The sequence below is a fragment of the Lysobacter oculi genome (genome assembly GCF_003293695.1).
Taxonomy (GTDB): domain Bacteria; phylum Pseudomonadota; class Gammaproteobacteria; order Xanthomonadales; family Xanthomonadaceae; genus Solilutibacter; species Solilutibacter oculi.
The window spans coordinates 2,040,651-2,064,719 of the sequence record NZ_CP029556.1 but is presented as its reverse complement, the minus strand read 5'-3'; the positions used below and the strand labels follow the sequence as shown (position 1 = coordinate 2,064,719).

Sequence of the window (24,069 nt, the reverse complement as noted above, 5' to 3'; positions counted from 1 at the left end):
TCAGCGCGGGCAGGATGCCGCCGCCGGGGCGGCATCCCCCTTCATCCATCAAGCTACGCAGGTCAGAAGGTCATGCTCAGCTTGGCCCACAGGTTGCGGCCCGGCTCGTGGATGCGCACCGGATCGGCCGGATAGCCGAAGTCCGCGCTGCCGCCCAGGTTGAGGTGCTCGGCGTAGTCGCGGTCGAACAGGTTGTCGATGCCGGCGGCCAGCGTCATCCGCTCGCCCAGCCGCCAGCCGCCGTTGACCGACAGCGTGCCGAAGCCGGCGCTTTCGCCCAGGTCACGGCCGACCACGTTGCCCTGGCCCGGCGCGACCCGCGCCTGCCGCTCCACCCCGCGCATCAGCACGCCGAAGCTGGCGCGCTCACCCTTCCAGTCGGCGGTCAGGCGCGCTTCGGCGGGGGTCATCTGCGGCAGCCAGCGGTGCTGCGTGCGGTTGCTGCCCCAGGCCTGGCTGAGCGTCGCGCCCAGCGTCCAGCGCGGGCTGGCGGTGAAGCCCGCGCCCAGTTCGCCACCACGGATGTCGGCGTCGATGTTCTGCTCGCGCAGCGTGCCCATCCCGCCCATGCCGCTGGCATAGGTGTAGAGGATGTAGTCGTGGACGCGCCCGGCGTACACCGTGGTCCATGCGCGCGTGCGCTTGCCGCGCCACTGCAGGCCGGCATCGAGCTGGGTGGTCTTTTCCGGCGCGATGGCCGAGAACGCGTTGAGGCTGCCCATCGGGCCCTGCGCCGAGGTGAACATCTCCCAGAAATCGGGCATGCGCTCGGCGTGGCCCACGCCGGCGAACGCGCTCAGACCGGTCGCCGGATCGGCGTATTCGTAGCGGATGAAGCCGCTGGGCAGGCTTTCGCGCCGCGTCGCGCCGAAGGTCGGGTTGGGCCTGGCCATCATCCCGCTGCCGGTGCGCACGCGCTGGTCGGTGGCCTCGCCGCGATCGAAGCGTGCGCCGGCGACCAGCCGCTGTTTCCCATCGAGGTGGGTGATGAGCTCGCCGAACACGCCGGTATTGCGCATCGCCGCATCCTCCAGCCAGGGCTGGTTGACGAAGGCGCCACGGCCCATCGCGCCGCGCTGGCGATGCGTGCTGCGTTGCGTGTCGGCGCCGAGGGTCCACTCGAACTTCGTCGTCTCGAAGCTGAGGGCGACGCGGCCGCCCGCGGTGTCGCGCGCCACGTTCGAGGCCATCGGCATCGGCATCATGCTGGCCGGGTTGGGCTCGCGCAGCGTGTAGTTGTCCATCACGTGGTTGGCGATGTTGCGGTAGAGGCGGGCATCGATGCCGCGCAGCACACCGTCTTCGAACTTCCGCTCGACGCGCAGCGACGTGCTGCGGCGCTCGAAGCGGCTGCCGTCCATGCCGCGCCCGGCGTAGCGCGCTTCGCCATCGCCGTGGCCGACGCCGAGTTCGACCACGGTGTCGGCGTCCGGCGTCCAGCCGACGGCGGCATCGGCGCTCCACTTGTCCCAGGCCGAGGGCACGACGCGGCCGGCGCCATCGCGGTAGTCATCGGCGCGCGACCGGTTGCCGGACACGCGGCCATAGACCTGCGGCGTGCCGAAGCTCGCATCGAACACCCCGTCGCGGCGCCCGAAGCTGCCGGCGGTGACGCTGGCGCTGCCTTCGAACGTGTTGGCGGTGAAGGCCGGCGCGTTGCGCACGAAGCGCACGGTGCCGGCGGACGCACCCGGCCCCCACAGCACGGTCTGCGGGCCCTTGGTGACTTCAAGATGGTCGTAGGTTTCGGGCGCGACGTAGGACATGGCGTTGTCCATGCGGCCCGGGCAGCCGCCGTGCATCACGCCGTCGTTGGACAGCAGGTTGAGCCGCGAACCCTGCATGCCGCGCAGCACCGGGTCGCCGTTGGTGCCGCCGTTGCGCAGCGCGCCGAAGCCGGGAATGGTCTTGAGGTAGTCGGCGCCGTCGCTGGCGGGCACCGGCTGGCGCGGCTTCTTCGGGTCGGTGTCGAAGGTGAGCGGGCCGCTCGGCGCCAGGCCGGTGACCACCACGTGGTCGAGCTGGCGGGGCGAGGTGGATGTGGTGATCTGGGCGTGCGCGGGCAGCGCCAGCGCGCAGGCAATGGCGAGGAACAGCGGCACGCGACGGGCCGCATGGGACATGCGTTGCATGGAAAATCTCCGGAAAGGGGGAAGGCGCGGCCGTCGGTGGCCTGCGCGGGGTTCAACTCAGGCGCGGGCGGGTGGCCCGCGTGAAACCAGTCCGGAAGGGTGGCGATGCGCGACGCGGATCGGCGCGCGCGCAGTCAACGAAAGTGAAGAGGCCGGGTGCGGCCACAGCCCGAGCGCGATCGCGGCCAGCGCGACCAGTGATGCCAGCAGCGGGCAGTAATCGCAGTCCTGGCCGGCATCGCCCTGCGGGTGATGCGGCATCGGTGCGGGGGCGTCGTGTTGCAGGTGCGCGTGCGTGGATGCCGCCGCGAGCACCGGCAACGCAACCTGCTTCAGGCCTTCCATCGTGCACAGCGCGGTGAGCGCCTGTTGGGTGATGGATGTCGGCTGCGGGGCGGTCGAGGCCTGCGCCAGCCGGCCGAGCGTCGGCAGCAGCGCCAGCAGCATCGCCGCCAGCATCGCCAGCATCAGGACAGCACGATGGAAAACCCGAAGCCGCATCGACAAAAAAAGAGGCCGGGACACTGCGTCCCGGCCTCCATTATCCGCCGGTGCGGACACGGGGGACTTGATGCACGTCAGCTGCTCAGACCGCGTCCTGCTTGATGGCCTGGCGGACATCCTCGCGGGTGGTCTGGTCCAGCGCCGGATCGGCCTTCGGCATGATCCAGTGGCGGGTGACGAACCACGCCAGCAACGCGGCGCCGACGCTGAAGATCAGGTCGCCCGGCATGCGCATCCACACCAGCACGTCGATGATCGGCTTGCCCATGAACTCGGCGGAACGGGCGTACCAGTAGCCGTGTTCGAGCACCGCCTGCAGCTGCAGCGTGCCCAGCGGCAGCAGGGTGATCAGCGCCATCAGCAGCAGGCCGATGTTGAAGCACCAGAAGGCCGACTTGAGCAGGCCGGGGTGCCACAGCGCATTCGGCTTGAGGCCGCGCAGGCAGAACAGCATCAGGCCGATGCCGAGCATGCCGTACACGCCGAACAGCGCGGTGTGGCCATGCAGCGCGGTCAGGTTGAGACCCTGCATGTAGTACAGCGCGATCGGGGTGTTGATCAGGAAGCCGAACAGGCCGGCACCGATCAGGTTCCAGAAGCTCACCGCCAGGAAGAACATGATCGGCCAGCGGTAGCGGGCCATCCACGGCACCGCGCGGCTGTGGCTCCAGGTCTCGTAGGCTTCAAGGCCGATGAGCGCCAGCGGGACCACTTCGAGCGCCGAGAAGCTGGCGCCGAGCGCGACCGCCGCCGTGGTGGTGCCGGCGAAGTACAGGTGGTGGAACATGCCCAGCACGCCGCCCGCCATGTAGACGATGGTGGCGAACAGCACGTTGATGGTCGCCGACTTGCCGCGCAGCAGGCCCAGCTTCACGAACAGGAAGCTGATGACGGCCACGGCGAACACTTCGAAGAAGCCTTCCACCCACAGGTGGACGACCCACCAGCGCCAGTACTCGACCATCGAGATGTGCGTGTGCTCGCCCCACATCAGGCCGGCGCCGTAGAACAGGCCGATCGCGATGGTGGACAGGAACAGCAGGCCGACGATGGACGACATCTCGTCGCGACGCTTGAGTGCCGGCCACAGCGCGCGGCCGACCAGGGTCAGCCACAGCATCAGGCCGACGAACAGGAAGGCCTGCCAGAAGCGGCCGATGTCGACGTATTCCCAGCCCTGGTGGCCGAACCAGAAGTTGTACTCCAGGCCCATCTTCTGCATGACCGCGAACCACTGGCCGGCGAACGCGCCGACCACGATGATCAGCAGGCAGACGAACAGGAAGTTGACGCCGAGGCGCTGGAACTTCGGCTCATGGCCGGAAATCGCCGGGCCGATGTAGAGGCCGGTGGCCAGCCACGCGGTGGCGATCCACAGCACCGCCAGCTGCGTGTGCCAGCTGCGGGTCAGGGCGTAGGGCAGGAATTCGGCGATCTGCAGGCCGTAGGCTTCCTGGCCTTCCACCTGGTAGTGCGCGGTGGTCGCGCCCAGCAGGATCTGGCAGAGGAACAGCGCGATGACGACCCAGAAGTACTTGGCGGTCGCCTTCATCGACGGCGTGATCACCAGGCCCTTCAGCGGGTCCTGCGCCGGCGGCGTGACCGGCGCTTCCTTGCCGTGGTAGGCGGCGTAGTGCCAGGCCAGCAGCGCGATGCCGCCGATCATGAAGAGGATCGAGAACATCGACCACATGAACGTGCCGGCGGTCGGCTGGTTGCCGATCATCGGCTCGTACGGCCAGTTGTTGGTGTAGGTGCGCGGGTCCTCCACCGACCGGTTGGTGCTGGCCGCCCATGAGGTCCAGAAGAAGAACGCGGTCAGCGCGCGGCGGTGTTCCGCGTCCGGCACCGTGTTGTTCTTCATGGCGTAGGTCTCGCGCAGCTCGGCGGTGGCCGGGTCGTTCGAGAACAGGCTCATGTAGTGCTGCGCCACCTGCGAGATCGCCTCGGCGCGCGCATTGCTCACCGTGATGTCACCGGTGGCCGGGTCGTAGGTGTTGGTGCGCATTTCCGGCTTGATGCGCGCTTTGATGCGCGCCTGGCCGGCTTCGTCCAGCGAGGCGTAGGGTTCGGCGGTCTCGGCGCGGGCGTCAAGTTCGGCCAGGGCCATCGCTTCGCGGTGCAGCCAGTCGGCCGACCAGTCGGGGGCGATCAGGGCGCCATGGCCCCAGATCGAACCGAGCTGCTGGCCGCCGGTGGTCTGCCAGACCTGGCGACCCTTGTCGATGTCGGCCTGGGTGTAGAGCACCTGGCCGTTGGCGGCCACGACGCGTTTGGGAATGGGAGGCGCGGTCTGGTGCAGGTCCGCGCCCAGCCACAGCATCACGGCGAAGCTCGCGATCAGCAGCGATGCGAGCCCCAGCCAGAGTTTCTTGGTGGTGGACATGATGGTGAACCCTCCTTTGGGTGCCGCCATCGTCGTCGCGGGGGGCGGGAGTGTCGCTGACTCAGGTCAAGCACGCCGCCCTGCCGGCCGGCTCACTCGCGCAGCACGTCGCGGGCCATGTCCTGCAGGCGCGGCATGTCGAGGATCTCGAACTCGCGGCGGTCCACGTTCAAGGCGCCATCGGCCTGCAGGCGGCGCAGCACCCGGCTGACCGTTTCCGGCGCCAGGCCCAGGTAGTTGGCGATGTCGGTGCGGGCCATCGCCAGCTGGAAGCGCTGGGCCGAATAGCCGCGCTGGGCATAGCGGCGCGACAGCGAGACCAGGAAGGCGGCCATGCGCTCGTCGGCGCTGAAGTCGCCGGCCAGCAGGTTGGCCTTGCCGATGTCCGCCGACAGCAGGCGGAACAGCTGCGCCTGCAGGCCGGGCATGCGGGTGGCCAGCATCGCCATCTTGGGGAAGGAGAAGTTGCACAGCATCACGGTGTTGAGCGCGACCGCGTTGCAGGGATAACGCTCGCCGTGGATCGCGTTGAGGCCGATCACCTCGCCCGGCAGGTAGAAGCCGAGCACCTTCTCGCGGCCGTGGGTGTCGATGACATAGGTCTTGACCATGCCGGCGCGCACCGCGGCGATGGCGTTGAACGGGTCGCCCTCGCGGAACAGCAGGGTGCCTTCGGGGAACGGGCCGATGTGCTCGACCAGCACGTGCAGGTCCTGCAGGTCCGACTTGCCGTAGCCCTGCGACAGGCAGGCGCTGGAGAACGCGCAGGTGCTGCAGAAATGCAGCGCGTCGCCGTCATCGGCCATGCCCGCGTTGGCGCGGGGCGTCTTCAATGCGCGGGTCATGCGGCCGGCTTCCGGCGGCGTCGGCTCAGATCGCCTTCGAGAAGCGGGGCTGGGCGGGCGCGGCGGCGAGATAGGCATCGAAACACATCGCAATGATACGCAGCAGGTAGCGTCCGCGCGAAGTGACCTGGATCACGCCCGGCCTCACCGTCACCAGACCATCGTCCTGCAGCGGCGCGAGGCGCTCCAGCGCATCGGCGAAATAGGCATCGAAATCGATCTCGTAGCGGCGCTCGTAGCGCGACTTGTCGATCACGCCCTGGCACATCAGCTGCTGGATCACCTCGCCGCGCAGCACGTCGTCGTCGGTCATGGCGATGCCGCGCCAGACCGGCAGGCGGCCCTCGTCGATCGCGATCTCCCACTCCGGCAGCGTGCGCGGGTTCTGGCTGAAGGTCTCGCCGACGTGGCTGATCGACGACACGCCCAGGCCGATCAGGTCGCTGTCGGCATGCGTGGTGTAGCCCATGAAGTTGCGATGCAGGCCGCCGCGCGACTGCGCCAGCGCGAGTTCGTCGTCGGGCAGGGCGAAGTGGTCCATGCCGATGTAGACGTAGCCGGCCGCCGACAGCTTGGCGATGGCCAGCTGCAGCAGCGCGATCTTGGTCTCCGCCGAAGGCAGGTCGTAGGCGTTGAGCTGGCGCTGCGGCTTGAACAGCTCCGGCAGGTGCGCGTAGCTGTAGACCGCGAGCCGGTCCGGGCGGATGTCGAGCACGGTGTCGAGCGTCCGGCCGAAACCTTCCAGCGTCTGCTTCGGCAGGCCGTAGATCAGGTCGATGTTGACCGAGTGGAAGCCGTGCGTGCGGCAGGCATCGACCACCGCGCGAGTTTCCTCGACGCTCTGGATGCGGTTGACCGCCTCCTGCACGGCAGGGTCGAAGTCCTGCACGCCCAGACTGGCGCGGTTGAAGCCGATCGCCGCCAGTTCGCCGATGTCGTCCGGGTTGACGAAGCGCGGGTCGAGCTCGATGGAGATGTCGCGGTCGGGCGCGTCGGAGAAGCGGAACTGCCGGCGCATCTCGTCGACGATGTCGCGCAGCTCCACCGGGCTGAAGAAGTTGGGCGTGCCGCCGCCGAAGTGCAGCTGGATCACCTCGCGGTCGCGGTCGAACAGCGGCGCGACGGCGCCGATCTCGCGCTTGAGCCGCTCGATGTAGGGCGCGCTGCGCGACTTGTCGCGGGTGATGATGCGGTTGCAGCCGCAGTAGAAGCACGGACTCATGCAGTACGGCACGTGCACGTACAGCGAGAGCCGGCGCGGGATCGGGTCGCCGTTGCTGGCGGCGATGGTCTCGCGCAGCGCCGCCTCGCCAAAGTCCGCGGCGAACTGCGGCGCGGTGGGATAGGACGTGTAGCGCGGGCCGGGCCGGTCGTAGCGGCGCAGCAGGTCGGCGTCGATGGGCACGGTCGGGGTCATGGGGAAGGAGGTTGCCGGAGAGCGCCCGGGCCCACCTTGACCCCGGTCAATCCGTGCCGGCTCAGCTGCAGGTGGCGTTGATGATGCGGCCGCCGTCGGTGATCAGGTTCAGCCGGCCTTCGCGGTATTCCATGGTGATGACGCTGTCCTTGTCGAGCGTGCGCACGACTTCGGCACCGGCGGCCTTGCGCGCCTGCTCGACCACCGCGGGGCTGGCGTTCTGGCCGATGAAGGCCTTAGCGGCGGCGACATCGCAACGGCCGGTGGGCTCGCCGGCGACCGGCGGGGTGGCGGCGCAGGCGGAAACGGCCAGGCTGGCGGCGAGCGGCAGGATCAGGGTGATGGGGCGCATGGGAAGTCCTTTCCGTGGGGGAGCCCGGAGTGTCGGCGAGTCGACGTGGCCGTGAGGTAAACGCGGGCCATGGCGATGAAGCCACGGCCGCCTTTCACGGCCGCTGCAACCCGGCTCGGCCAAGGTGGGGCCTCCTTTCCCCCGAGGAATCCCGCCATGTCCGATACCCCCAACGACACCCCGGATGGCGTCATCGGTGAATTCGCCGGCAGCAAGGTGGCCGCGATCTTCCCCGACGAGGCCGCCGCGCGCGACGCCGCGGCCCGCGTCCGCCAGACGCTGTCGCTCTCCGACGCCCAGGTGCAGGTCGTCACCCCGCGCGACCGCCGCCCCGGCCGCAAGCTGGAACCCGAGAGCCACGGCATCTTCCGCACCCTGCTGCAGGCGCATCTCAAGCTCGGCATCGCCGGGCTGGGGGTGGGCGTCATCGCCTGGTTCGTGCTGAAGACGCTCGGCATTCCCTTCATCGTCAACAACGGGATGGTCGCGCTCGCGGTGCTGGCCGCCTTCGGCGCGGTGGCCGGGTTGATGCTCGGCGGCCTGGTTACCCTGCGGCCCGACCACGACGTCTACATCCAGAAGGTGTACGAGGCGATGGGCGAGGGCCGCAGCGCCGTCGTCGTCCACGCCTTCGACGCCGACCAGCGCCAGGCCGCCGACGCCCTGCTCAATGAAATGAGTGGCGAAGTGGTTTCCACGCTCTGACGCGGGCCCGCCCGCCCGCGATGCGTGACGCAGCCGGCATCGACCATGCCTTTCGGCAGGGGCCACGCCGCCCCGGCTCCGTAGGATGGGGCGATTGACCCGGAGACCGCCATGAAGCCACGCCTGCGCCCCGCCATCGCCGTCCTGGCGCTCGCCATCAGCGGCGCGTTGCAGGCGCAGGTGCCTGAGCCGCGCGACGTGCCCTACGCGCCCGGCGCGATCACGGTAGAGGTGGATGCGACCAACCTCGCGCAGCGGATCATGCGCATCAAGCAGACCATCCCGGTCGCGCCCGGCAAGCTGACCCTGCTGTATCCGCAATGGCTGCCCGGCAACCACGCCCCGCGCGGGCCCATCGACAAGCTGGCGGGCCTGGGCTTCAAGGCGAACGGCCGCGCGCTGGCGTGGAAGCGCGACCCGGCCGATGTCTACGCCTTCCACCTCGACATTCCTGACGGCGTATCCAGCATCACCGCCGACTACCAGTACCTGACGCCGACCGATTCCGCGCAGGGCCGGGTGGTGATGACGCCTTCCATGCTCAACCTGCAGTGGAACGCGGTGATGCTGTACCCGGCCGGCCACGCCGCCTCGCGCATCACCTTCAACCCGAGCGTGAAGTACCCGGCGGGCTGGCAGGCCGGCACCGCGCTCGACGTGGCCGCGAAGGGCGCCGACAACACCGTCCGCTACCAGCCGGTGTCGGCCGACATCCTGGCCGATTCGCCGGTGTACGCCGGCCGCTACTTCAGGCAGATCGACCTGACGCCTGCCGGCAAGCGCCCGGTGCGGCTCAATGTGGTGGCGGACGACCCGAAATACCTGGAGACCAAGGACGCCCATATCGCCCAGCACAAGGCGCTGGTGGTGCAGGCGCTCAGGCTGTTCGGCAGCGAGCACTACGACCACTACGACTTCCTGCTGTCGCTGTCGGAGCAGATGGCCGGCAACGGGCTGGAGCACCAGCGCTCCAGCGAGAACGGGCAGGAGCTCGGCTACTTCAGGGACTGGAACGCGAAGGACGGCAGCGACGACCTGCTGCCGCACGAGATGACCCACAGCTGGAACGGCAAGTACCGCCGCCCGGCCGACCAGGCCGTGCCCAACCTCAATACGCCGCTGCAGGATTCGCTGTTGTGGGTGTACGAAGGCCAGACCCAGTACTGGGGCAACGTGCTGGCCGCGCGCTCCGGCCTGCGCCCGATGGAACGTTCGCGCGACACCCTGGCGATGGTCGTCGCCACCTACCAGGACAACCGCCCGGGCCTGGCCTGGCGCAACGTGCTGGACACCACCAACGACCCGATCATCACCGCGCGCCGGCCCAAGCCCTACCGCAACTACCAGCTGTCGGAGGACTACTACTCCGCCGGCCAGCTGATCTGGCTCGGCGCCGACGCGCTGATCCGCAAGGAGACCGGTGGGAAGAAGTCGCTGGACGACTTCGCGCGGACCTTCTTCGGCATCAATGACGGCCAGTGGGAAACGCCCGCGCCCTACACCTTCGACGACGTGGTCGCCGCGCTCAACGCCGTGCATCCGCATGACTGGGCGGCGTACCTGTCCGACCGCATCGAGGGCCGCGTGCCGTTCGCCGGGAGCATCGAAACCACCGGCTGGCGCCTCGTCTACAAGGACGAAGCCAACGCCGCCGCCAAGGCCGACAAGCGCGTCGAGGGCGACTTCACCTATTCGCTCGGCCTGTCGCTGGGCAAGGACGGCAAGGTCAACGACACCCGCTGGGACAGCCCGGCGTTCAACGCCGGCATCGGCACCGGCATGACCGTGGTCGCGGTCAACGACGCCGAATACAAGAGCGACGTGCTGGTGGATGCGGTCAAGGCGGCCAAGGGCGGCCAGGCGCCGATCCGCCTGCTGGTGAAGGACTTCAACCGCTATCGCACGGTCGAACTCGACTACCACGACGGCCTGCGCTACCCGGTGCTGGAGCGCATCCCCGGCACGCCCGACTACCTGACGCCGATCTTCAGCGCCCGGAAATAACTCACCGCGCCATCACCGGCGGCGTTCAAGGATTTGCCCATGGATGGGGAGAAGACGCTTCGTTACACCTTCGGGCTGCTGCTCGGCCTCGCCATGGCCGCGCCCTGCGCGTGGGCGGCGCCGAAGCAGGCGGCGAAGCCGAAGAAGCCGGTGACGATGGAAGCCGCCGTCGCGCGGCCCGGCAGCTATGTCTGGCAGCCGGAACGTTCGGCCGAAGGCGCCGTGGTGGTGATCGTCAGCCTGCCCGAGCAGCGTGCGCATATCTATCGCGGCGGCAAACGCATCGGCCTGAGCACGGTCAGCACCGGCAGCGAGGGCCGCGAGACCCCGTCCGGCCACTTCGAGATCCTGCAGAAGAAGGTGATGCACCGCTCCAACCTGTACGACGACGCGCCGATGCCCTTCATGCAGCGCCTGACCTGGGACGGCATCGCGCTGCACGCCGGCCACGTGCCGGGCTATCCGGCCTCGCATGGCTGCATCCGCCTGCCGCGCAAGCTGGCCGAGTCGCTGTACGCCGTCACCGATCTCGGCACGCGGGTGATCGTGGCCGACGAGAACGAATATCCCGAGGTCGTCCACCCCGGCAACGACGCGCCGGTGGATGCGGCGACCGGCGCCTACATCTTCCCGGACGCGCCGCCGCCTCCGCCGCCGGTCGAACCGCCGCGGCAGACCGTCACCATCCTCGGCGACGGCACGGTGCGGGTGGGCGAGGCGGCTCCGGCGCTCGCGACGGCGACTGCCGCCATGCCGGCGGCTCCGACCACCCCGGACCCCGCCGCCCAGCCCGAAGCGCCGCCGGTTTCGTCCAATCCCACCGATCGTGGGTACCAGCCGTACTCGGCGCCGGTCACCGACCCGGCCAAGCGGATTCCGCCGCCGCCGCCCAAGCCCTGAATGGGCTGAGGCGGTCGGAAACCGGATAAATCCGACGCCGATTCATCCAAATGAACCATTCAGTCCTGAATGCGCGGAATCGGAATCCCGTCGCCGGCTAACGACGTATTAATACAAATCAAGGACTTGTGCGTGTATTGTCCGGCGGATGAAAAGACTTCACGCCGTCTTCATCGCGCTGACCGCCTCCACCTTGGTGAGCTGCTCGACGACCCCGCACCGTGAAACCGCCGCCCTGCCGAAGCCGGTCGCCGCGCCCGTGGTGCAGGCCGACCCGGACCAGGCCTTGCTGGCCCGCCTGCAGCAGCTGGCGCCGTCCGCCGACCCCGGCGTGCTGGCGCTGGCGGTCGAGGCCCGGTCCTGCGCGGTCGCCTCGGGCGAAGTCAGCGCGGACACCCGGCTGGCCGTCATCGACTATTCGCGCCCGTCCACCGACAAGCGGATGTGGGTCTTCGACCTGGCCAACGACCGCCTGCTGTTCAACGAGTACGTGGCGCACGGGCAGGGCAGCGGCAACAACTACGCGACCCGCTTCTCCAACGTGGAGGGCAGCTACGCTACCAGCCTGGGCCTGTTCCGCACGGCCGAGACCTATATCGGCGGCAACGGCTACTCGTTGCGCATGGACGGGCTGGACCCGGGCTTCAACGACAACGCGCGGCAGCGGGCGATCGTCATGCACGGCGCCTGGTACGCCAATCCGGACCTGATCCCGCGCCAAGGCCGGCTCGGCCGCAGCCAGGGCTGTCCGGCACTGCGCGAGGGCATCGCGCGCCAGGTCATCGACAACCTCAAGGGCAGCCAGCTGGTGTTCTCCTATGCCGAGGACGCGGCCTGGCTGGAGCGTTCGCGCCACTTCGGTTGCCGCGGCAGGACGGCGCGCCAGATCGTCGCCTCGGCCCGCGCGGTGCGCGGCGGCAGCCTGCCGGTGGTGGCGACCGCGGTGCCCTGAAGCATCCGCATCGATCCGGCTTCGACGCCCCGCACAGCGGGGCGTTTTTCGTTGCGCGATGCGGCTCCGGTTCAGCGTTTCGCGACGCCCGGTGAACGCACGGCGTCGCAGCATCGAACCTCCCCCCGAAGGAGCATCGCCATGCCGAATCAGATCCAGCGCAACCGCGCCGAGGCCCAGCGCGCCAACGATCCCGCCATCAACCGCGACAACGAACGCCTCGGCGCCGATGCCGAACGCGAACGCCGCGCCCACGAGGAACGTGGCCACGGCGCGCCCGCCGAAGAAGAGGAAGAGGAAGAGTGAGGCGGAAGGTCGTGATCCGCGACTGAAACAAGAAACGCCTGGCATCGCCGGGCGTTCTCCTTGACGGCGCGGCGGCTCAGGCCGCCTGCACCACCAGCCGCAGCGGGTTGGCCCATTCCTTGAGCAGTTCCGCCTCGCGCGCCTTGGCTTTCTCGAAGTGCGCTTCCTTGACGTGACCGAAGCCGCGGATGTGCTCCGGCACCGAAGCGATCTCCGCCGCCAGCGCCACGTTGTCGCCGTCGAGGGTGTCGAGCAGGCCGCCGATGGTGCGTTCGTAGTCGGCGATCAGCTGGCGCTCCATGCGCCGCTCGGCGGTGCGGCCGAACACGTCGAAGGTGCCGCCACGCAGGCCCTTGAACTTCGCCAGCACGCCGAACGCACGCAGCATCCACGGGCCGTATTCGCGCTTGACCAGCTCGCCCTTGGCGTTCTTCTTCGCCAGCAGCGGCGGCGCAAGGTGGAAGCGCAGCGTGTAATCGCCTTCGAACTGCTGCTCCAGCTGGCGGCGGAACTCCGGCGCGGAATAGAGGCGTGCGACTTCGTACTCGTCCTTGTAGGCCATGAGCTTGAAGAAGTAGCGCGAGACCGCTTCGGACAGGTCGGTGGAGCCCGGCACGCGGCGCTCCTCGGCCTCGCGCACGCGGGCCACGAAGCCGGCGTAGCGCTTCGCGTAAGCCGCATCCTGATAGTCGGTGAGGAAACCGACGCGACGCGCGACCAGTTCGTCGAGCGAACGCGACAGCCGCGCATCGTCCAAAGGCAGGTAGGCGACATCGCCGCCGTGCGCGGGCACGTGGCGGAGTTCGTCTTCCTCGAACATCGCGCCCTGCGGCGACAGGCCGGACTCGTGGCCTTCGTTGGCGGTCGGCGCCAGCAGCGGCAGTTCGTGCGGGCGCTTCTCGGCGGCAGTCGGCGCGTTGCGGACGATGCCGGCGGCCTCGATCACCGCCGGCAGGTCGATCGCCGCGAGGCGACCCCAGGCGAACGCGGTCTTGTTCATGTCGATGGCGGCGCCGTTTAACTCCACCGCGCGCATCAGCGCCTCGAACGACAGCGGCACCAGGCCCTGCTGCCAGGCGTAGCCGAGCATGAAGAGGTTGGCGGCGATCGCATCGCCCATCAGCGCGGTGGCGAGCTGGGTCGCATCCACCTGCAGCGGGTCGCCGCCTTCCAGCGCGGTGCGCACCGCGGCCACGATGTCGGCGGCCGGGAACTGCATGTCCGGGCGGGTGGTGAAGGTGCCGGGCATCGCCTCGTAGGTGTTGAGCACCACCTGGGTGCGGCCGGCGCGGATCTTGGACAGCGCCCAGTAGTCGTTGACCACCACCATGTCGCAGCCGAGCACCAGGTCGGCTTCGCCGGCGGCGATGCGCACCGCGTGGATGTCGTCGGGCGTCCTGGCGATGCGGATGTGGGTGGTCACCGCGCCGCCCTTCTGCGCCAGGCCGGTCTGGTCGAGCACGGTCGAGCCGCGGCCTTCCAGATGACCGGCCATGCCGAGCAGCGCGCCGATGGTCACCACGCCGGTGCCGCCGACGCCTGTGATCAGGATGTTCCACGGCTGCGAGAGATCGGTGCGGATGGCCGGCGCCGGCAGCTGCGACAGGCGGTCGGCCGCGTTGGCCTTCTTGCCCTTGCGCGGCTTGCCGCCGTGCACGGTCACGAAGCTCGGGCAGAAGCCCTCGACGCAGCTGTAGTCCTTGTTGCAGTTGGACTGGTCGATCTCGCGCTTGCGCCCGAACTCGGTGTCCTTCGGCAGCACGCTGACGCAGAACGACTTCTTGCCGCAGTCGCCGCAGCCTTCGCAGACCAGCGAATTGATCAGCACGCGCTTCTGCGGGTCTTCCATCTTCCCGCGCTTGCGGCGTCGGCGCTTCTCGGTGGCGCAGGTCTGGTCGTAGATCAGCACGCTGACGCCCTTCACCGTGCGCAGCTTCTTCTGCACCTCGTCAAGATCGCGGCGGTCGTGGAACTCCACTTCCTTGGGGAAGAGGTAGCGCTGGCGCGTCCACTTGGTGATGTCGTCGGACAGCAGCACGATGGTGTGCACGCCCTCGCTCAACACCTGGTGCGCGATCTGCGGCACGGTCAGCGTGCCGTCCACCGGCTGGCCGCCGGTCATCGCCACCGCGTCGTTGTAGAGGATCTTGTAGGTGATGTTGACGCCGGCCGCGACCCGACTGGCGGATCGCCAGCGAGCCGCTGTGGAAATAGGTGCCGTCGCCCAGGTTCTGGAACACGTGCGGCGTCTCGGTGAAGGCCGCCTGGCCCGCCCAGGTCACGCCTTCGCCGCCCATGTGGGTGAAGGTGTCGGTGTCGCGGTTCATCCACGTCACCATGTAGTGGCAGCCGATGCCGGCCAGCGCCCGCGAGCCTTCCGGCACCACCGTCGAGGTGTTGTGCGGGCAGCCCGAGCAGTAATGCGGCACGCGCGGAAAATTGGCCCGCGGCAGCGCCAGCTCGCCTTCCTTGGTTTCCATCCACGCCAGCACGTCGCGGATGCGTTCGCTGTCGTGGAAGCGCTGGATGCGCTTGGCGATGACGCCGGCGATGCGCGCCGGGGTGAGCTCGCCGGTGGACGGCAGGATCCACTCGCCATCCTCGTTGTACTTGCCGACGATCGACGGGCGGTCGCCTTCGAAGTTGTAGAACAGCTCCTTCATCTGGCTCTCGATGAAGCTGTGCTTTTCCTCGACGACCAGGATGTCCTGCAGACCGCGTGCGAAGGCGCGGATGCCGACCGGCTCCAGCGGCCAGGTCATGCCGACCTTGTAGACGCGGATGCCGATGTCGCGGCAGGCGGCCTCATCGAGGCCCAGGTATTCCAGCGCCTGCAGCACGTCCAGGTAGCTCTTGCCGGTGGTGACGATGCCGAGCCGCGCGTCCGGGCAATCCACCACCATCCGGTCGATGCGGTTGGCCCGCGCGAAGGCCTGCGCCGCCTTCACCGCGTACCGGTGCAGGCGCATCTCCTGCTCCAGCGGCGGGTCCGGCCAGCGGATGTTGAGGCCGCCTTCGGGCATGTCGAAGTCGTCGTCACCCGGCAGGATGATCGGCAGCGCCAGCGGATTGACGTCCACCGAAGCCGAGGATTCCACCGTCTCGGCGATGGTCTTGAAGCCGACCCAGCGGCCGGTGAAGCGGCTCATCGCAAAGCCGAGCAGGCCCATTTCGAGGATGTCCTGCACGCCAGCCGGGTTCAGCACCGGCATCATCGCGCTGACGAATTCGTGCTCCGAGCCGTGCGGCAGGGTCGAACTGCGACACGCATGGTCATCTGCCGCCAAAGCCAGCACGCCGCCGTGGCGCCCGGTGCCCGCCGCATTGGCGTGCTTGAAGACGTCGCCGCAGCGGTCCACGCCCGGGCCCTTGCCGTACCACATGCCGAAGACGCCATCGACCTTGGCGCCCGGGAAGAGGGTGGTCTGCTGGCTGCCCCAGACCATCGTCGCGCCCAGGTCCTCGTTGAGACCGGGGCTGAACTTCACCGAACTCCGCTCAAGATGCTTCTTCGCCCGCCAAAGCTCGAGATCGAACCCGCCCAGCGGTGAACCGCGGTAGCCGGACACGAAGCCCGCCGTGTTCAGTCCCGCGGCAACGTCGCGCAGGCGCTGCATCATCGGCAGCCGCACCAGGGCCTGCACGCCGGACAGGTAGATCCGGCCCTCGGTCCGGCCGTATTTGTCGTCGAGGGTGTAGTCGGGATCGGTCAGGCCATGCGTCAGGCCAAGATTGGCCGATGCCGGCGACGAGAGTTCGGCCGTGCTGGTCATGTAGATGAACGGAAATGGGCCGGATTGGCCTCGCATATATATTAAAGGAGGGCCAAAGGCGCGTCATTTGGACCGCTTCACTAGCCTTTTAGACGGACGTCACAAACTGTTACCATTTCGCATCACGGGTGGGACAGCGCGTTTCGCGTGCTGGCACCGCAATTGCTAGTGCATCACAGAACGTGCAGTGCCTACATGTACATCAGTCGAAGCATCGGCCCATACAGGCTGTGCAAGCGCAACGTTTTAGACAGGGGTCGCCAGTGAATCGTGGTTCGTTGCTTCAGTCGCTGGTGCTGAAAACCGGCGTGGGTCTTTCGCTCGCGTTTTGCCTTGCAACCACCGCTTTCGCGCAGACGGCGACCAATACCGCCAGCGTGGCCCCGCCGGCCGGCATCACCAACAGCGGCACCACCTGCCCCGCGGCGAACTTCACCGCTGCCACCGGCGTCTGCACGGCGACGGACAGCGATCCGGTGCTGGTGCCTGCGTTGACCATCACCAAGGCGAGCACTGCAAGCTCCATCTTCGTCAATGGAAATACGGTCAAGTACACCGTAACCGTCTCCAACGCCGGAACCGGCGCCGCCAGCAACGTCAGCTGGTCCGATACCGCAACCGGCGTCACCACGAGCGGAATCGTTTCCACCGGGACGACCGGTACCGGCACCGTCGCGGGTACTTGCACGGCTTCCGGCTGCACCGGCGTCACCGTGGCGGCGGGAGGAAGCGCCACGTACGAGGTGACAGGGACCGTGACGGGTTCCGCAACCACGAATGCATCCAACACGGCGACGTTGAGCGGCGGCGGCTGCCCGGCAACGGGAACGCCACCAGCCAATTGCACCGCGACGGACACAGACCTTGTCGGGTCGGTAGGCCTGACGCTGGACAAGACGGCGTCGGTGGCGGACACCAACGGCAACACGGTGACGGGCGATGTGGGTGACACGGTCACCTACAGCTTCAGCGTGACCAACACCGGCACGCTGGCGCTGACCAACGTGGTGGTGAGCGACCCGCTGCTGCCGGGCCTGTCGTGCACGATCGCCAACCTGGCGGCGGGCGCGACGGCGGTCTGCACGGCGACGGGCAACACCCACGTGATCGCGTCGACCGATCCGAACCCGCTGGTCAACACGGCCTCTGCGGATGCGGACAACGTGGGCACGATCGACGTGACGCCGGCGACCGACACGGTCTCGACGCCGGTGGCGACGACGCCGACGGCGAGCCTGACGCTGGACAAGACGGCGTCGGTGGCGGACACCAACGGCAACACGGTGACGGGCGATGTGGGTGACACGGTCACCTACAGCTTCAGCGTGACCAACACCGGCACGCTGGCGCTGACCAACGTGGTGGTGAGCGACCCGCTGCTGCCGGGCCTGTCGTGCACGATCGCCAACCTGGCGGCGGGCGCGACGGCGGTCTGCACGGCGACGGGCAACACCCACGTGATCGCGTCGACCGATCCGAACCCGCTGGTCAACACGGCCTCTGCGGATGCGGACAACGTGGGCACGATCGACGTGACGCCGGCGACCGACACGGTCTCGACGCCGGTGGCGACGACGCCGACGGCGAGCCTGACGCTGGACAAGACGGCGTCGGTGGCGGACACCAACGGCAACACGGTGACGGGCGATGTGGGTGACACGGTCACCTACAGCTTCAGCGTGACCAACACCGGCACGCTGGCGCTGACCAACGTGGTGGTGAGCGACCCGCTGCTGCCGGGCCTGTCGTGCACGATCGCCAACCTGGCGGCGGGCGCGACGGCGGTCTGCACGGCGACGGGCAACACCCACGTGATCGCGTCGACCGATCCGAACCCGCTGGTCAACACGGCCTCTGCGGATGCGGACAACGTGGGCACGATCGACGTGACGCCGGCGACCGACACGGTCTCGACGCCGGTGGCGACGACGCCGACGGCGAGCCTGACGCTGGACAAGACGGCGTCGGTGGCGGACACCAACGGCAACACGGTGACGGGCGATGTGGGTGACACGGTCACCTACAGCTTCAGCGTGACCAACACCGGCACGCTGGCGCTGACCAACGTGGTGGTGAGCGACCCGCTGCTGCCGGGCCTGTCGTGCACGATCGCCAACCTGGCGGCGGGCGCGACGGCGGTCTGCACGGCGACGGGCAACACCCACGTGATCGCGTCGACCGATCCGAACCCGCTGGTCAACACGGCCTCTGCGGATGCGGACAACGTGGGCACGATCGACGTGACGCCGGCGACCGACACGGTCTCGACGCCGGTGGCGACGACGCCGACGGCGAGCCTGACGCTGGACAAGACGGCGTCGGTGGCGGACACCAACGGCAACACGGTGACGGGCGATGTGGGTGACACGGTCACCTACAGCTTCAGCGTGACCAACACCGGCACGCTGGCGCTGACCAACGTGGTGGTGAGCGACCCGCTGCTGCCGGGCCTGTCGTGCACGATCGCCAACCTGGCGGCGGGCGCGACGGCGGTCTGCACGGCGACGGGCAACACCCACGTGATCGCGTCGACCGATCCGAACCCGCTGGTCAACACGGCCTCTGCGGATGCGGACAACGTGGGCACGATCGACGTGACGCCGGCGACCGACACGGTCTCGACGCCGGTGGCGACGACGCCGACGGCGAGCCTGACGCTGGACAAGACGGCGTCGGTGGCGGACACCAACGGCAACACGGTGACGGGCGATGTGGGTGACACGGTCACCTACAGCTTCAGCGTGACCAACACCGGCACGCTGGCGCTGACCAACGTGGTGGTGAGCGACCCGCTGCTGCCGGGCCTGTCGTGCACGATCGCCAACCTGGCGGCGGGCGCGACGGCGGTCTGCACGGCGACGGGCAACACCCACGTGATCGCGTCGACCGATCCGAACCCGCTGGTCAACACGGCCTCTGCGGATGCGGACAACGTGGGCACGATCGACGTGACGCCGGCGACCGACACGGTCTCGACGCCGGTGGCGACGACGCCGACGGCGAGCCTGACGCTGGACAAGACGGCGTCGGTGGCGGACACCAACGGCAACACGGTGACGGGCGATGTGGGTGACACGGTCACCTACAGCTTCAGCGTGACCAACACCGGCACGCTGGCGCTGACCAACGTGGTGGTGAGCGACCCGCTGCTGCCGGGCCTGTCGTGCACGATCGCCAACCTGGCGGCGGGCGCGACGGCGGTCTGCACGGCGACGGGCAACACCCACGTGATCGCGTCGACCGATCCGAACCCGCTGGTCAACACGGCCTCTGCGGATGCGGACAACGTGGGCACGATCGACGTGACGCCGGCGACCGACACGGTCTCGACGCCGGTGGCGACGACGCCGACGGCGAGCCTGACGCTGGACAAGACGGCGTCGGTGGCGGACACCAACGGCAACACGGTGACGGGCGATGTGGGTGACACGGTCACCTACAGCTTCAGCGTGACCAACACCGGCACGCTGGCGCTGACCAACGTGGTGGTGAGCGACCCGCTGCTGCCGGGCCTGTCGTGCACGATCGCCAACCTGGCGGCGGGCGCGACGGCGGTCTGCACGGCGACGGGCAACACCCACGTGATCGCGTCGACCGATCCGAACCCGCTGGTCAACACGGCCTCTGCGGATGCGGACAACGTGGGCACGATCGACGTGACGCCGGCGACCGACACGGTCTCGACGCCGGTGGCGACGACGCCGACGGCGAGCCTGACGCTGGACAAGACGGCGTCGGTGGCGGACACCAACGGCAACACGGTGACGGGCGATGTGGGTGACACGGTCACCTACAGCTTCAGCGTGACCAACACCGGCACGCTGGCGCTGACCAACGTGGTGGTGAGCGACCCGCTGCTGCCGGGCCTGTCGTGCACGATCGCCAACCTGGCGGCGGGCGCGACGGCGGTCTGCACGGCGACGGGCAACACCCACGTGATCGCGTCGACCGATCCGAACCCGCTGGTCAACACGGCCTCTGCGGATGCGGACAACGTGGGCACGATCGACGTGACGCCGGCGACCGACACGGTCTCGACGCCGGTGGCGACGACGCCGACGGCGAGCCTGACGCTGGACAAGACGGCGTCGGTGGCGGACACCAACGGCAACACGGTGACGGGCGATGTGGGTGACACGGTCACCTACAGCTTCAGCGTGACCAACACCGGCACGCTGGCGCTGACCAACGTGGTGGTGAGCGACCCGCTGCTGCCGGGCCTGTCGTGCACGATCGCCAACCTGGCGGCGGGCGCGACGGCGGTCTGCACGGCGACGGGCAACACCCACGTGATCGCGTCGACCGATCCGAACCCGCTGGTCAACACGGCCTCTGCGGATGCGGACAACGTGGGCACGATCGACGTGACGCCGGCGACCGACACGGTCTCGACGCCGGTGGCGACGACGCCGACGGCGAGCCTGACGCTGGACAAGACGGCGTCGGTGGCGGACACCAACGGCAACACGGTGACGGGCGATGTGGGTGACACGGTCACCTACAGCTTCAGCGTGACCAACACCGGCACGCTGGCGCTGACCAACGTGGTGGTGAGCGACCCGCTGCTGCCGGGCCTGTCGTGCACGATCGCCAACCTGGCGGCGGGCGCGACGGCGGTCTGCACGGCGACGGGCAACACCCACGTGATCGCGTCGACCGATCCGAACCCGCTGGTCAACACGGCCTCTGCGGATGCGGACAACGTGGGCACGATCGACGTGACGCCGGCGACCGACACGGTCTCGACGCCGGTGGCGACGACGCCGACGGCGAGCCTGACGCTGGACAAGACGGCGTCGGTGGCGGACACCAACGGCAACACGGTGACGGGCGATGTGGGTGACACGGTCACCTACAGCTTCAGCGTGACCAACACCGGCACGCTGGCGCTGACCAACGTGGTGGTGAGCGACCCGCTGCTGCCGGGCCTGTCGTGCACGATCGCCAACCTGGCGGCGGGCGCGACGGCGGTCTGCACGGCGACGGGCAACACCCACGTGATCGCGTCGACCGATCCGAACCCGCTGGTCAACACGGCCTCTGCGGATGCGGACAACGTGGGCACGATCGACGTGACGCCGGCGACCGACACGGTCTCGACGCCGGTTCTGGCCGCTATCTACGCGTTAAACATCACCAAGACGGTGACCTCGACGGGTCCGTACAGCCTGGGCAGCGTGATCGGCTACACGGTGACGGCGACCAACACGGGCAACACGACGCAGGCGAACGTGGTGGTGACCGACAGCAAGCTGACGCCGTCGACGATCACCTGCGCGAGCGTGGCGCCGAACGGCACGTGCGTGCTGACGGGGACCTACACGGTGACCCAGGCGGACGTGGATGCCGGGAAGGTGGACAACACCGCGACGGTGTCGAGCGACACGGTGACGACGCCGGTGACCACGCCGGTGGTGACGACGCCGGTGACGCAGACGCCTGCGCTGACCATCGCCAAGACGGCCGACAAGGCGAGCTTCTCGACCCTGGGCGAGGTGATCACCTACACCTATGTGATCACCAACACCGGCAACCTGACCTTGGCGGGCCCGTTCACGGTGAACGACGACAAGATCGGCGCACTGGCCGATTGCGCGGCCGGCCCGCTGGTGCCGGGGGCCTCCGCGCGCTGCACCGCGACCTACGCGATCACCCGTGCCGACCTCGACGCCGGTTCGGTGACCAATCTCGCTTCGGTCACGGGCAACGGCGTCACCTCGCCACAGGTCTCGGTGACCATCGTCGAGCAGGCGACGCCCATCAGTGTCGTCGACAACGACTTCGGCGCCATCGACGGCGTCACTGGCGGGACGACGGACTCGGTGCTGGGCAACGACACGCTCGGCGGCCAGCCGGTGACGGTCGGCACGGTGGCGTTGACGCCCGGCACCAGCCCCGACCCGGGCCTGGTGATGAACCCGGACGGCACCATCACGGTGGCGCCGAACACGCCGGTCGGGTCCTACCAGTACCCGTACACGCTGTGCGAACGCGCCAACCCGAGCAACTGCGGCACGGCCATCGCCACGGTCGTGGTGGAAGCGCGCACGACCAGCATGCGGGTCACCAAGACCGCGACGCCGCGCGACGTGGAAGTGGGCGGCCTGGTGCGTTACACCCTGCTCATCGAGAACACCGGTGCCTACGCGGTCGCGGATGCCAGCGTGATCGATACCCCGCCGGCCGGCTTCAGCTACGTCGATGGTTCGATGACGGTGGCCGATGCCGACAACGCCGGCCGCCTGGTCGGGACCAATCCGCTGGCGATCGACCGCATCGACATCGCGGTCGGTGGCCGCGCGACCGTGACCTACATGATGCGGGTCGGGGCCGGCGTGCGTCCGGGCGGATACGTCAACCGCGCCAAGATGGTCGACAACGGCCGTGACGCCTCCAACGTGGCTTCCGCCGAGGTGCAGGTGAAGAGTGATCCGATGCTCGATGACAGCCTCATCGCCGGTACCGTCTGGGATGACCGCGATGGCGACGGCTGGCAGGACAGCGCCGCGGTCACCGGGCTCAAGGTGCAGGGTGGCTTCGCGCCGTCCGCCTACGTGGCGAACTCCACCACGGTGGACCGCGGCAACGGCCCGCAGCCGGAAGCCGATGCCAGTTCGCCGATGCTGCATGGCATCGCGCTGGGCAGCCTCGCGGGCCGCCAGTCCGATGCCGACCCGGCATCGAGCCACGCGATCGTGATCCGGCAGACGCTGTCGAGCCTGGCCTTCACCGACGACTTCGTGCTCGGCAACGACCAGGGCTACACGGTGCGCATGAACGCCGCCGGCCAGACCTCGGTCGAGAGGACCGGCGATGCGGCGAAGGGCCTCAACGGCGCCGAGCTGCAGGTCGAGCGCACCGTCGCGCAGGTCGGCAACGGCTACCAGGTGGACTACATCGTCCGCAGCACGGGGGTCGATGAGCGCGGCATCCCGGGCGTGCGCATCGCCTCGGTCGAAGGCCTGGTGGTGGAGACCGACCAGTTCGGCCGCTACCACATCGCCGGCATCGCGGGCGGTCCGCAGGAACGTGGTCGCAACTTCATCCTGAAGGTCGATCCGGCCACGCTGCCGCCGGGCAGCACGATGACCACCGACAATCCGCTGCTGCGGCGCGTGACGCCCGGCCTGCCGGTGCGCTTCGACTTCGGCGTCAAGCTGCCGGAGTCGGTGATCGAAGGCGGCCGCAAGGACTTGGAACTGGAGCTGGGCGAAGTGGTCTTCGCCCCTGGCAAGGCGGATGTCCAGCCGCAGTACGACGCGGTGGTCGAGCTCATGGCGGCCGAAGTCCGCAGGCATGGCGGGGGTGAAGTGGTGATCCGCGCCGACGGCGAGAGCCAGGCCCTGGCCTACGAGCGCGCCTTGGCGGTGCAGGGCAGGTTGCTGGCGATGCTGGATCCGGCCTCGGCCGCCGCGTTGAAGGTCACGCTGCGCACCGATGCCGCCAACCCGGACACCACCCTGCTGACGCTCGGTGAAACGCCGGTGCTCGGCACCTTCCTCTTCGACACGAACAAAGCGGTGATCAAGCCCGGCTTCGGGCCGCTGCTCGATCGCATCGCCCGCACCATCGAGGGACGCGCTGCGGCCGGCGGCAGGACGGTGATCGCGGTGGTGGGTCATGCCGACCGCCGCGGCAGCCGCGACTACAACCAGGCGCTGGGCCTGCGACGGGCGAAGGCGGTGTACGAGGCCATCGCCGCGCGGCTCGGTGCCACCGCGAAGGCCCGCCTGCGGGTGGACATCGACGACAACCAGGCGTCTCCCACCGGGTTGCGCGACGACGGCCGCTGA

The 24,069-nt window shown here is 68.8% G+C and carries 13 protein-coding genes and 1 pseudogene; 7 read left to right on the top strand and 7 right to left on the bottom strand.

The features are described 5' to 3' along the window. Nucleotides 1-62 precede the first annotated feature (62 nt). The 6 genes from DCD74_RS09930 to DCD74_RS09905 form a co-directional block, all read right to left on the bottom strand. Complete coding sequence (locus DCD74_RS09930) at nt 63-2,132, bottom strand: TonB-dependent copper receptor (protein WP_112927165.1); 2,070 nt, start codon at nt 2,130-2,132, stop codon at nt 63-65. A 57-nt stretch (nt 2,133-2,189) separates the two neighbouring features. Beyond that, nucleotides 2,190-2,600, bottom strand: a complete 411-nt coding sequence (locus DCD74_RS09925; RefSeq protein WP_162615978.1) for a DUF2946 family protein — start codon at nt 2,598-2,600, stop codon at nt 2,190-2,192. Between the two features lie 118 nt (nt 2,601-2,718). Next, nucleotides 2,719-5,022 carry a nitric-oxide reductase large subunit gene (locus DCD74_RS09920; RefSeq protein WP_112927163.1) on the bottom strand — a complete coding sequence of 768 codons (2,304 nt, stop codon included), beginning with the start codon at nt 5,020-5,022 and terminating at the stop codon, nt 2,719-2,721. A 92-nt stretch (nt 5,023-5,114) separates the two neighbouring features. Beyond that, nucleotides 5,115-5,867 (bottom strand): helix-turn-helix domain-containing protein, encoded by a 753-nt coding sequence (locus DCD74_RS09915; RefSeq protein WP_112927162.1) that lies wholly within the window; start codon nt 5,865-5,867, stop codon nt 5,115-5,117. A 25-nt stretch (nt 5,868-5,892) separates the two neighbouring features. Further along, nucleotides 5,893-7,284, bottom strand: coding sequence for an oxygen-independent coproporphyrinogen III oxidase (hemN, locus tag DCD74_RS09910; protein WP_112927161.1), 1,392 nt, complete (start codon nt 7,282-7,284; stop codon nt 5,893-5,895). 61 nt (nt 7,285-7,345) lie between these two features. Further along, nucleotides 7,346-7,636 (bottom strand): I78 family peptidase inhibitor, encoded by a 291-nt coding sequence (locus DCD74_RS09905; RefSeq protein ID WP_112927160.1) that lies wholly within the window; start codon nt 7,634-7,636, stop codon nt 7,346-7,348. A gap of 156 nt (nt 7,637-7,792) precedes the next feature. Here DCD74_RS09905 and DCD74_RS09900 point away from each other — a divergent pair, with 156 nt between their 5' ends. From DCD74_RS09900 to DCD74_RS12715, 5 genes are all read left to right on the top strand, one after another. Then, nucleotides 7,793-8,341: a hypothetical protein gene (locus DCD74_RS09900; RefSeq protein ID WP_112927159.1), complete on the top strand. Its 549-nt coding sequence runs from the start codon at nt 7,793-7,795 to the stop codon at nt 8,339-8,341. 111 nt (nt 8,342-8,452) lie between these two features. Next, nucleotides 8,453-10,345, top strand: a complete 1,893-nt coding sequence (locus DCD74_RS09895) for a M61 family metallopeptidase (protein ID WP_112927158.1) — start codon at nt 8,453-8,455, stop codon at nt 10,343-10,345. Between the two features lie 39 nt (nt 10,346-10,384). Next, entirely contained in the window at nt 10,385-11,245 is an 861-nt protein-coding gene (locus DCD74_RS09890) for a L,D-transpeptidase family protein (RefSeq protein WP_112927157.1), read from the top strand. 148 nt (nt 11,246-11,393) lie between these two features. Then, nucleotides 11,394-12,197 (top strand): murein L,D-transpeptidase catalytic domain family protein, encoded by an 804-nt coding sequence (locus tag DCD74_RS09885; RefSeq protein WP_112927156.1) that lies wholly within the window; start codon nt 11,394-11,396, stop codon nt 12,195-12,197. A gap of 141 nt (nt 12,198-12,338) precedes the next feature. After that, a complete protein-coding gene (locus tag DCD74_RS12715; protein WP_162615977.1) occupies nt 12,339-12,503 on the top strand; it encodes a hypothetical protein in 165 nt (54 codons plus the stop codon). Between the two features lie 76 nt (nt 12,504-12,579). Here the strand turns inward: DCD74_RS12715 and DCD74_RS13220 are convergent, their stop codons facing one another. Then, nucleotides 12,580-14,625, bottom strand: coding sequence for an indolepyruvate ferredoxin oxidoreductase family protein (locus tag DCD74_RS13220; protein ID WP_407072237.1), 2,046 nt, complete (start codon nt 14,623-14,625; stop codon nt 12,580-12,582). A 1,779-nt stretch (nt 14,626-16,404) separates the two neighbouring features. Here DCD74_RS13220 and DCD74_RS13215 point away from each other — a divergent pair. Both DCD74_RS13215 and DCD74_RS09875 read left to right on the top strand, forming a co-directional pair. Then, nucleotides 16,405-17,022, top strand: a pseudogene (locus DCD74_RS13215) (hypothetical protein); the annotation flags it as partial. A 159-nt stretch (nt 17,023-17,181) separates the two neighbouring features. Next, nucleotides 17,182-24,069: an OmpA family protein gene (locus DCD74_RS09875; protein ID WP_237049588.1), complete on the top strand. Its 6,888-nt coding sequence runs from the start codon at nt 17,182-17,184 to the stop codon at nt 24,067-24,069.